Genomic DNA, 9,668 nt, shown 5'->3' with positions numbered 1-9,668 from the left:
AGGCTGTATGCCCGATAGGTTGAAAGGTCTCTTAATCGTAATATCCGCTCCTTCCGGAACAGGAAAGACAACGTTGTGTCAGATGCTTCTTGATGAGTTTAAAAACTTAGAGTTTTCGATATCTTACACGACAAGGAAACCACGAAACGGAGAAGTAAACGGGAAAGACTACTTTTTTGTTGATAAAGAAACCTTCCAAAAGATGATAGACGAAGGGGACTTTTTAGAATGGGCTGAAGTTTACGGGAACTTTTATGGAACTTCAAAAAGCCAAGTTTTAAAGGCTTTAAATGAAGGTAAAGATATCTTACTCGATATAGATACACAAGGGGCGTTAAACGTAAAGAAAAACTTTCCTGAAGCAGTTTTAATATTTATTCTTCCACCTTCTCTTTCGGAACTTGAAAGGAGACTAAGAAATCGTGGGACAGATGATGAAGAAACGATAAGAAAAAGGTTAAAAATTGCCCGTGAAGAGATAAAGAAAGCGTTTTTATACGACTATTTGGTTGTTAATGACATTCTTGAGGTTGCTTTTGAGAAATTAAAGTCTATCATTACGGCTGAAAAGTGTAAGACGGAAAGGTTAAAAAACGAAATTCAAAAGGTTGTTAAGGATGAGAATATTTTGAAGTTAATAAAGGAGGCTAACGATGTCTAAGAGAATTCCATTAGAACCTGTAGTTGAAAATATTGGAAACTACTACGAAACTGTTCACGTAGCAGCTAAAAGGGCAAGACACCTTTATACAATCGATAACTACACTTTCGGAAAAGATGAAAAAGGGGAGGAACACAAAAAAACTGTTATAGCACTTATGGAAATCGCTAATGGAAAAATTTGTGCTAAGAGAGATTAAAGATGGAGTTTAAAGTAGTCGAAAATAGGCACATAACAGGAAAAGATTACATACTCACTATAGAAGTAGATAAAGGGACTTTGGAGAAAATTAAACCTGGCCAGTTTGGAATGGTCCAGGTAAGGGATAAAAGGGTTTTTGATCCACTTCTTAGAAGACCACTTGGAATTTTTAACGTTGAGGGAAATTTTGTTTCTTTTCTTTATAGAGTTTACGGACGAGGAACTTCTCTTTTAACAGAAGTTAAAAAAGGAGAAGAAGTAAGCGTTATATTACCTCTTGGAAACTATTTTGAGGATGACGCTAAGAAATACCTTTTTATAGCAGGTGGTATCGGCATTGGCGGACTGTTTTTAACTGCGAGAAAGTTTCTTGAAAATGGAAAAGAGGTAAAGTTTTTATACGGAGAAAGGAATAAAGACAACTTATCAGGTCTTGAGTTTTTAGAAAAGTATGGACTTGATTTCGAAATCTATACAGAAGACGGAAGCTTTGGAAAAAAAGGATTTGTAACTTCCGAACTTGAAAAGTTTAAAGATTACAAATGGCTTGCGTGTGGACCAACTCCAATGCTTAGAGCTGTAAAAGATATAGCAATAGAGTTAGGTGTAGAGTGTCTTTTATCCCTTGATAGAAGAATGGCTTGTGGAGTTGGTGCGTGCCTTGGTTGTACTGTAGAAACAGTTAATGGATATAAAAGATGTTGCGTAGAAGGGCCTATATTTAACGCAAGAGAGGTAATCTTTTAAATGGAAGAAAAGAAAATACTTGGCGTTAGTGATGAAGTTTTAGAAAAGTGTGTACGCTGTGGTTCGTGTAGGACTGTTTGTCCTGTTTTTAACGTTACTTTTGAGGAGCCATCTGTTGCAAGGGGAAAAATCTTTCTTGCCAACATGATAAATAAAGGAAAGGTAGAGCTTGACAAAGAAGCTGCAGAGTTTTTCAACCTTTGTACAACCTGTTTAAGATGTGCTGAAATCTGTCCTTTGTCTGTTGACTATGAAAAGATAATAATTTCTGCAAGAAGTTTAGCCAACAAGAAAGTAGGATTACCGCTAGAAAAGAAGGCTGTAATTTCTGTCTTTTCCAACCAGAAAATCCTTGATACTGCAGGAAAGCTCTTCTCCCATCTTTCAAGGGTTCTTACAAAATCATCTAAAAGTCCCCAAAATAGACTCCTGCCAATAGAGCTACCAAGATTTGGAAAGGTCTTAGTTCCCCAAATTTCTTTTAAACCTTTTAACGATAAAGATAAGTGGTTCAAAGCAAAGGAAGAAAAAGGAAAAGTTATCTTCTTTACGGGATGTATGTTTAACAACTTTTACGTTGAAACTGCAAAAGACGTAGTAAAAGTCCTAAATGCCTTAGGATATTCTGTTTTTGTCCCAAAAGACCAAGGATGTTGTGGAGCTCCTGCTTTCTTCTCTGGAGACTTAGATTCTTTCGAAAAAATGAAAAAGAAAAACCTGGAAACTTTAAATAAAGTAGATGCAGATTTTATCGTTTCCGCCTGTGCTACCTGCGGCCACATCCTAAAGGGAGAGTATAAGGAACTTTCAATTCCGGTAAAAGAGTTAATAGAAGTTCTTTTTGAAAACCTCGAAACGGTAAGGAAGTGGAAGTATCCAGAGAAAGTAAAAGTTACTTGGCACCATCCGTGCCATATAGTTAGAGGTCAAAAAATACCAAGAAGCTATCCTGTAGAAGTTTTAAAAGCTGTTGAAAATGTTGAGTTTATTCCAATGGAAGAAGCCGATAACTGTTGTGGAATGGGAGGAACGTTTAAACTGTCCCATCCAGAGATTTCAAGAGAAATTCAACTTAAAAAGGCAAAAAATATTGATAAAACCAAAAGTGCTATGGTTCTTACAGAATGTCCAGGGTGCGTAATGAACATTGCTGAAGGATTAGAAAGAATAGATTCAGAGGTTAAGTCAGTTCACATAGCCTCTTTTCTATCTGAGTGTATAAAAGAAGACTAATATCTTTCCCTAAAAAAAACCCTTCCAAAACCGGTTTTTCCCCTTTTTAGCCTTAGTAATCATACTGTTAAAAATTTGTAAAAATTTTGTTAAAATTTTTCCCAACTTAAAGGCGGGAGGAAAGGAATGAAGATACATGAATATCAAGCAAAAGATATCTTCAAAAAGTATGGATTACCTACCCCAAATGGAATCGTAGCCCATAACGCTCACGAGGCCGAAGAAGCTGCTAAAGAACTTGGAACACCTGTAGTTGTAATAAAAGCTCAAGTCCACGCTGGTGGAAGAGGAAAAGCGGGTGGAGTTAAACTTGCAAAATCTCCAGAAGAAGCTGGAAAAATCGCTGCTGAAATGATAGGTAATCGCCTCAAGACCTATCAGAACCCAGAAGGACTTCCCATAAATTGTGTTCTTGTTGAGGCTGGCGTAAACATAGACAAAGAGTTTTATGTAGGTCTAACTCTCGATAGAGAAGTTTCAAGACCTGTTTTAATGGTTTCTGCTGCTGGTGGAATGGAAATTGAAGAAATAGCAAAGACCAATCCTGAACTTATCATAAAAGAACATATTGACCCTGCAATCGGTCTTCTACCATATCAAGCAAGAAAGATTGCTTATAAAGTTGGAATTACAGACAAGAAACTTTTATCTCAGTTTGTAAAAATAGCAATGACTTTATCAAAGATGTATTTTGATCTTGATGCATCTTTAATAGAAATAAACCCTCTCGTTCAAACAAAAGAAGGCGAGTTTATTTGCCTAGACGCAAAAATTGATTTTGATGACAACGCACTCTTCAGACACAAAGACATACAAGAGCTTGAAGACACAACTCAAATCGATCCTCTTGAACTTGAAGCTCAGAAGTGGGATCTCAACTACGTTAAGCTTGATGGAAATATCGGTTGTATGGTTAACGGTGCAGGTCTTGCAATGGCCACAATGGACACAATCAAGTACTATGGTGGAGAGCCAGCGAACTTCCTTGATGTTGGAGGAACTGCAACCGTAGAAAGAGTAGCGGCAGCATTTAAGCTTTTACTTTCTGATCCAAACGTTAAGGCAATCTTTGTAAACATTTTTGGTGGAATCGTAAGATGCGACAGAATTGCGGGTGGAATCATTGAAGCTGCAAAGCAAGTAAAACTTGATAGACCTTTAATCGTGAGGCTTGAAGGAACAAACGTTGAACTTGGTAGAAAAATGCTTGAAGAAAGCGGCCTTAACATCATTCCAGCTAAAGACATGGCAGACGGTGCACAAAAGGCTGTAAAAGCTGCAAAAGGTGAACTATAAAACAAAGGGGAGGAAAAAATGGCTGTACTTATAGATAAAAATACAAAAGTTGTAGTTCAGGGACTTACAGGAAAAGAAGGATCATTCCACGCAAAGCAGTGTCTTGACTATGGAACTCAAATAGTTGCAGGAGTTACTCCCGGTAAAGGTGGAATGACCTGGCAAGATGATGAAGGAAAGTATCAAGTTCCCGTTTTCAACACAGTAGAAGAAGCTGTAAAAGAAACAGGAGCCAATGCTTCTTTAATCTTTGTTCCTCCTGCTTTTGCTGCTGATGCCATAATGGAAGCTGCTGATGCTGGGATAAAGCTCATCATTTGTATTACTGAAGGAATTCCTGTTAACGATATGGTTAAGGTAAAGAGAGCTCTAGAAGGAACAGGCGTAAGGTATGTTGGACCAAACTGTCCAGGTGTAATCACTCCGGAAGAGTGTAAGATGGGAATTATGCCTGGACACATCTTTAAGAAAGGAAGAGTGGGTATCGTTTCCCGTAGTGGAACTTTAACTTACGAAGCTGCTTATCAGCTAACCCAAAGAGGTATTGGACAGTCAACAGTTATCGGTATTGGTGGAGACCCAGTTCCAGGAACAACCCACAAAGAAGCAATAGAAATGTTTAACAACGACCCTGAAACTGATGCAATAGTTCTCATTGGTGAGATTGGTGGAACAATGGAAGAAGAAGCTGCTGAATACATAAAAGAAAATGTTGATAAACCAGTAATTGCATACATTGCCGGTGTAACTGCACCTCCTGGAAGAAGAATGGGTCATGCCGGAGCTATCATCTCCGGTGGTAAAGGAGATGCAAAGAGCAAGATGGAAGCTCTAAGAGCTGCCGGAGCTTACGTTTGTAATACACCAGCTGAAATCGGAGAAATGGTGGAAAAGGCACTAAAAGAAAGAGGTCTAATCTAAAAGGAGGAAAACTATGGCAGCAAAAGGTGTAGTTGTAGTTAAAGAAGAATGGTGTAAAGGATGTAACATCTGTGCAGCAGTTTGCCCAACAAACGTTCTTGAACTTGACAAAGTAAAAGCTGTTATGAAGGTTGTAGCTCCTGAAAAGTGCATAGGTTGCAAGCAGTGTGAAATGATCTGTCCAGACTTTTGTATTTACGTCTTCACTCCAGAAAAATATGAAGAAATCCAAAGTGCTTAAGGAGGAAAAAATGGCAAACCTTGTACTAAAGTATGGAAACCACGCCTGTGCAGAAGCTGCAATCTTGGTAGGTTGCGACTTCTACGCTGGTTATCCAATTACCCCATCTTCCGAAATTGCTGAAAAGATGTCAGAACTTCTTCCTAAAAATAATGGCGCTTTCATTCAGATGGAAGATGAAATTGCCGCTATGGGAGCAGTTGTTGGTGCTTCTATGGCCGGTGCAAAAGCAATGACTGCTACATCTGGTCCTGGTTTTTCTCTAAAACAGGAAAACTTAGGACTTGCTTTCATGGTAGAAGCTCCTTGTGTTGTTGTTGACGTTCAAAGAGGAGGTCCATCTACAGGTCTTCCAACACAGATTGGACAGCAGGAAATTATGCAGTCTCTTTGGGGAACTCACGGAGACAAACTTATTCCTGTCTTCTATCCAGGAAACGTTCAGGAGATAATGGAAGAAACAATAAGAGCTTTTAACTGGGCAGAAAGATTAAGAACACCTGTAGTTCTTCTCCTCGACGAAGTTCTTGGACACATGAGAGAAACTGTTGATATGGACAAATTCACTCCTGACAAAATAGAAATTTGGAAAAGAAAACAGCCAACAGTTCCACCTGAAGAGTATCTACCATATAAACCAGAAGAAGACGACGTCCCAGCTATTGCAGATTACGGAACACCAGGTTATAGAGGACACGCTACAGGTCTTCACCACGACTATACAGGTTTTCCAACAACAAATCCAGAAATGTGCCAAGAATTAATAGAAAGACTTATTAGAAAAGTAAAAAGACGCCAGCCTGAACTTGAAAAGAATGAAGAATACATGCTTGACGATGCAGAGATTGCAATTGTAGCTTTTGGAACAACTGCAAGATCTGCAAGAACTGCCGTTCAGCTTGCAAGAGAAAAAGGAATAAAAGCAGGATTATTCAGACCTATTACAATTTGGCCTTCTCCTGAAGAGACCCTCAACAAACTTGCAAAACACGTAAAAGCAATTCTTGTTCCTGAACTCAACATGGGACAGTACGTTCTTGAAGTTGAAAGATGCGCGAAGGGAGAATGTGAAATCTTCAGAATGAATAGAGCTAACGGGCATGTGATCTATCCTCACGAGATCCTTGAAAAACTAGAGGAAATTGCTAAGTAGGAGGTTAAAAATGAACATTCCTATGAAAAAAATTGTAGAGAAAAAGCCTTACTTTAAATATTTAAGACTTAGCAAAATGCCAACAATTTGGTGTCCTGGTTGCGGTATTGGTCAAGCATTTAGAGCTACCTGTATGGCTCTTGATGAACTTGGAATTCCTAATGATAAAGTTGCGATGATATCCGGTATTGGTTGTTCTTCCAGAACTCCAGGATACTTTGACGGTTTTACACTCCATACCACTCATGGTAGAGCTCTCACAGCAGCAACAGGTTTAAAGCTCTATAAACCTGAACTTACAACAATCGTATTTACTGGAGACGGAGACGCTCTTGCTATTGGTGGAAACCACTTTATCCACGCTGCAAGAAGAAACATCGATGTTACAGTTGTTCTTATAAATAACTGGATTTACGGTATGACAGGTGGTCAGGTTTCTCCTACAACTCCTAAAGGTGCTTATGCAACAACAACACCTTACGGAAACTATGAGCCTCAGTTTGACATAGCTAAAGTAGCAATTGCTGCCGGAGCTACATACGTGGCAAGAGGAACTGCATACCACGCAATGGAACTCAAAAAGCTCATTATGGACGGTATTAAGCATAAAGGATTCTCTCTTATCGAAGTTCTTTCTCCTTGTACAATCATTTACGGAAGAAAGAACAGAATGTCCACTGAGGAAATGTACTTCTGGTTTAAGGAAAATACTCTTCCAATAGCCGCTTACGAAAAGCTCCCAGAAGAAAAGAGAGCTGGAAAGATACCAAGAGGAGTTCTCTACCACGATACATCAAGACCTGAATACACAGAGATTTACTGGAAGAAGGTTAAGGAGCTCTCCGGAGGTGAAAAATGAGATATGAAGTCAGAGTTATAGGTTCTGCTGGTCAAGGTTCTATCTTGGCTGCTGTAGTTCTTGCTAACGCTGCAGCAGAAGAAGGACTCAACGCCACTCAGACAGCTACCTATGGTGCTGCAATGAGAAGTGGTGTATCTCTTGGAGATGTAGTCATTTCTGACGAACCTATTGATTTTCCAAAGACTTTTAACCTCGATGCAGTGATTATTCAGTCTCAAGAAGCTTATGATGATATGATCAAGAAAAATCCTGTTAAGTTTGATGCTGAATGTGGAGAACAGGACGCAGATATTCTCGTAAACGTTAAACCTGGTGCACTTGTTATTGTTGATGAAGATCTAGTTCAATGTAACGTTGATTGCAACATGTATAAGATAGTATCTGCTCCTATTGCAAGAACAGCTGCAGAAGTTCTTGGAAGAAGACAGGTTATGAACATTGTAGCTCTCGGAGTTTTCCAAGTTGCAAACTCTCTTCAGTTTGATGGAAAACCTCTTATTTCTGAGGAAAGTTTCTTGAAAGCCATAGAAAAGAATGTTCCATCAAGGTTCATTGAACTTAACAAGAACGCTTTCTTAGAAGGAGTTAAACTAGGAAAAGCTGCTCTTCAAAAATAAATTTGAGAGGTCGGGCACCTCCCGATCTTTTTTAAATAAAAAAGGGGAGCAAATGCTCCCCTTAAATTTTTTTATCTCTTATTTTCTGTCTAAAACTTAGAGAAAGAGTGGCACTCTCTACAGTCCATCTTTGTCTTCTGGAAGCCTTTAATTTTAACTGGAACGAAAGTTCCATCATGGTAAGCATTTATAAGCTCTACAGTTTTATAAGCTACACTTGCAGAGAGTCTTGCACATCTTTCTGACCTTTCCTTGCTATTGTATGCAATGTATCTACCAAAGTGATTTGTTGCTGCTTTGCACCATTTCATTACAGATACGTGGCAAAGAGGAGAATTTGATACGCTAGTTGGATAAGCTGCTTTCCCTGGAGGAACAAAAGTTGGTAGTTTAGTTTTTGTATACCAGTCAAAGAGAGCATCTATAACTTTACCGTAATCCTTACATGTTAATGAAATAATTCCACAAGCACCGTTTAAAGTTCCACAAACGGTTCCCCAACCAACAATTCCACCTTTTCCATAGACATAGAGTTCAGAAGGAATGTAAGTATAAGGTCTTCCAACTTTTTCTTTTAACTCATCCAAAATAGAGGCAAAGACCGAATACGCACAGTGTCCCTTGTGATAGTAGTGATAAGCCCTTTTGGCAACCTTTTCAGGATTAAGCTTTACATAAGGATAGGGTAAATTTTCGCTTCTACTTGCTACTGCAACCTTGCTACCAACAGTAAGTCCAGCAGCAACCCCCAGTCCTACCTTAAGACCAGCAGAGAGAAAATTCCTTCTGTCCATAACGTCCTCCTTCACACCACCTTTTAGTGGTTAATTTAACATTTAAGTTGTCAGATGTCAACTTTCCACTATTATTTAATCTTAACAACTTTAGAAAGTTTGGAGAAGGAATGAAATTACAATTTGATGAGGAAGTTATAAAACTTTTAAAAGAATACAATCTAAACACCTATGAAGCGAAAGCTTACTACGCACTCTTACTGCTTGGTGAGGCAAGCGCTACGAGGATAGCAAGAGAAGCTCAAATTCCCCAACAAAGGATTTATGATGCCTTAAGATCATTAGAAAAAAAAGGGTTTCTCCAAGTTAAGAACACAATCCCCAAAAGGTACATTCCTTTTCCAATCAGAAAAGCTTTAAACAATAGAATAAGACAGTTAAGACTTGAATTTGAAATAAAGGAAGACAATCTCAAAAAGCTTGTAGATAAACTTGAAGAAAAAGTTCCAGGCGTAGAAACAGCTGCAAGCGAAGGGTTTCAGGTATTCATTTTGGAAGGCAAGGAGTCTATAGTAAATAAAGCAATCTCAATGATTAGTTCTGCAAAAGAAACTGTGAAGATAGCAGGAATTAAACCTTTGTTTACCTTAGGTTGTAAAGGTAATCTGGATAAGTACCTAAAGAAAGGTGTAAAACTTTATGCAATTGGAGAATTTGATACGCCCTGTAAGGAAGAAATAAGGAAGTTGGGAGGAGATTACTGCGAAACAGCCGCTTGTTGTCAATATTTACTTCTAACAGATGATAAAAAACTCTTAGTAGTGTACTTTGATGAAAAAGGCATTCCCAACGCTCTTTATACAGAAAATGAATCCATCATAAAACCCTACATCTTCTTCTTTGACAAAGAATGGAAAGAATGTAAATCTAAGAAGTCCTAATCTTCCTTATCTTCCTTGCTTTTAATAATAAGAATAGGCCTTGTAACATCTCTTATTATGT

At 38.4% G+C, this 9,668-nt stretch carries 12 protein-coding genes; 11 read left to right on the top strand and 1 reads right to left on the bottom strand.

Annotated elements, in window-relative coordinates; all coding sequences use genetic code 11:
- Positions 1 to 7: 7 nt before the first annotated feature.
- From gmk to ABGX27_04265, 10 genes are all read left to right on the top strand, one after another.
- Positions 8 to 661, top strand: a complete 654-nt coding sequence (gene gmk, locus ABGX27_04310) for a guanylate kinase (protein ID MEO2068715.1) — start codon at positions 8 to 10, stop codon at positions 659 to 661.
- Positions 654 to 860, top strand: coding sequence for a DNA-directed RNA polymerase subunit omega (gene rpoZ / locus ABGX27_04305; GenBank protein ID MEO2068714.1), 207 nt, complete (start codon positions 654 to 656; stop codon positions 858 to 860). The genes gmk and rpoZ overlap by 8 nt, the downstream gene beginning before the upstream one ends.
- Before the next feature lie 2 nt (positions 861 to 862).
- Positions 863 to 1,609 carry a dihydroorotate dehydrogenase electron transfer subunit gene (locus ABGX27_04300; protein ID MEO2068713.1) on the top strand — a complete coding sequence of 249 codons (747 nt, stop codon included), beginning with the start codon at positions 863 to 865 and terminating at the stop codon, positions 1,607 to 1,609.
- The gene (locus ABGX27_04295; GenBank protein MEO2068712.1) at positions 1,610 to 2,842 is read left to right on the top strand and encodes a (Fe-S)-binding protein; all 1,233 of its coding nucleotides are present in this window, start codon (positions 1,610 to 1,612) and stop codon (positions 2,840 to 2,842) included.
- 126 nt (positions 2,843 to 2,968) lie between these two features.
- A complete protein-coding gene (gene sucC, locus ABGX27_04290) occupies positions 2,969 to 4,138 on the top strand; it encodes an ADP-forming succinate--CoA ligase subunit beta (protein ID MEO2068711.1) in 1,170 nt (389 codons plus the stop codon).
- An 18-nt stretch (positions 4,139 to 4,156) separates the two neighbouring features.
- A complete protein-coding gene (sucD, locus tag ABGX27_04285; GenBank protein ID MEO2068710.1) occupies positions 4,157 to 5,059 on the top strand; it encodes a succinate--CoA ligase subunit alpha in 903 nt (300 codons plus the stop codon).
- A 13-nt stretch (positions 5,060 to 5,072) separates the two neighbouring features.
- Positions 5,073 to 5,300, top strand: coding sequence for a 4Fe-4S binding protein (locus ABGX27_04280; GenBank protein MEO2068709.1), 228 nt, complete (start codon positions 5,073 to 5,075; stop codon positions 5,298 to 5,300).
- A 10-nt stretch (positions 5,301 to 5,310) separates the two neighbouring features.
- On the top strand, positions 5,311 to 6,453 hold the full coding sequence (locus tag ABGX27_04275) for a 2-oxoacid:acceptor oxidoreductase subunit alpha (protein ID MEO2068708.1): 1,143 nt from the start codon (positions 5,311 to 5,313) through the stop codon (positions 6,451 to 6,453).
- A 10-nt stretch (positions 6,454 to 6,463) separates the two neighbouring features.
- Positions 6,464 to 7,312, top strand: a complete 849-nt coding sequence (locus ABGX27_04270; protein ID MEO2068707.1) for a 2-oxoacid:ferredoxin oxidoreductase subunit beta — start codon at positions 6,464 to 6,466, stop codon at positions 7,310 to 7,312.
- Positions 7,309 to 7,932, top strand: a complete 624-nt coding sequence (locus ABGX27_04265) for a 2-oxoacid:acceptor oxidoreductase family protein (protein MEO2068706.1) — start codon at positions 7,309 to 7,311, stop codon at positions 7,930 to 7,932. Before ABGX27_04270 ends, ABGX27_04265 begins: the two co-directional genes overlap by 4 nt.
- An 89-nt stretch (positions 7,933 to 8,021) precedes the next feature.
- Here the strand turns inward: ABGX27_04265 and ABGX27_04260 are convergent, their stop codons facing one another.
- On the bottom strand, positions 8,022 to 8,726 hold the full coding sequence (locus ABGX27_04260) for a C-GCAxxG-C-C family protein (protein ID MEO2068705.1): 705 nt from the start codon (positions 8,724 to 8,726) through the stop codon (positions 8,022 to 8,024).
- A gap of 110 nt (positions 8,727 to 8,836) precedes the next feature.
- On the opposite strand from ABGX27_04260, the gene ABGX27_04255 reads away from it, so the two are divergent.
- Positions 8,837 to 9,607 carry a helix-turn-helix domain-containing protein gene (locus ABGX27_04255; protein MEO2068704.1) on the top strand — a complete coding sequence of 257 codons (771 nt, stop codon included), beginning with the start codon at positions 8,837 to 8,839 and terminating at the stop codon, positions 9,605 to 9,607.
- Positions 9,608 to 9,668: the final 61 nt, after the last annotated feature.

Source organism: Desulfurobacteriaceae bacterium, from assembly GCA_039832905.1.
GTDB lineage: Bacteria > Aquificota > Aquificia > Desulfurobacteriales > Desulfurobacteriaceae > Desulfurobacterium.
Note: the sequence above shows the minus strand (reverse complement) of the source record. Positions and strands in the feature narration are given on the sequence as shown.

Coding starts and splice junctions, on each gene's coding strand:
- sucC (MEO2068711.1), top strand. CDS start 2,969: ATGAAGATACATGAATATCAAGCAAAAGATATCTTCAAAAAGTATGGA.
- ABGX27_04280 (MEO2068709.1), top strand. CDS start 5,073: ATGGCAGCAAAAGGTGTAGTTGTAGTTAAAGAAGAATGGTGTAAAGGA.
- ABGX27_04295 (MEO2068712.1), top strand. CDS start 1,610: ATGGAAGAAAAGAAAATACTTGGCGTTAGTGATGAAGTTTTAGAAAAG.
- ABGX27_04275 (MEO2068708.1), top strand. CDS start 5,311: ATGGCAAACCTTGTACTAAAGTATGGAAACCACGCCTGTGCAGAAGCT.
- ABGX27_04300 (MEO2068713.1), top strand. CDS start 863: ATGGAGTTTAAAGTAGTCGAAAATAGGCACATAACAGGAAAAGATTAC.
- sucD (MEO2068710.1), top strand. CDS start 4,157: ATGGCTGTACTTATAGATAAAAATACAAAAGTTGTAGTTCAGGGACTT.
- ABGX27_04270 (MEO2068707.1), top strand. CDS start 6,464: ATGAACATTCCTATGAAAAAAATTGTAGAGAAAAAGCCTTACTTTAAA.
- rpoZ (MEO2068714.1), top strand. CDS start 654: ATGTCTAAGAGAATTCCATTAGAACCTGTAGTTGAAAATATTGGAAAC.
- ABGX27_04265 (MEO2068706.1), top strand. CDS start 7,309: ATGAGATATGAAGTCAGAGTTATAGGTTCTGCTGGTCAAGGTTCTATC.
- ABGX27_04260 (MEO2068705.1), bottom strand. CDS start 8,726: ATGGACAGAAGGAATTTTCTCTCTGCTGGTCTTAAGGTAGGACTGGGG.
- ABGX27_04255 (MEO2068704.1), top strand. CDS start 8,837: ATGAAATTACAATTTGATGAGGAAGTTATAAAACTTTTAAAAGAATAC.
- gmk (MEO2068715.1), top strand. CDS start 8: ATGCCCGATAGGTTGAAAGGTCTCTTAATCGTAATATCCGCTCCTTCC.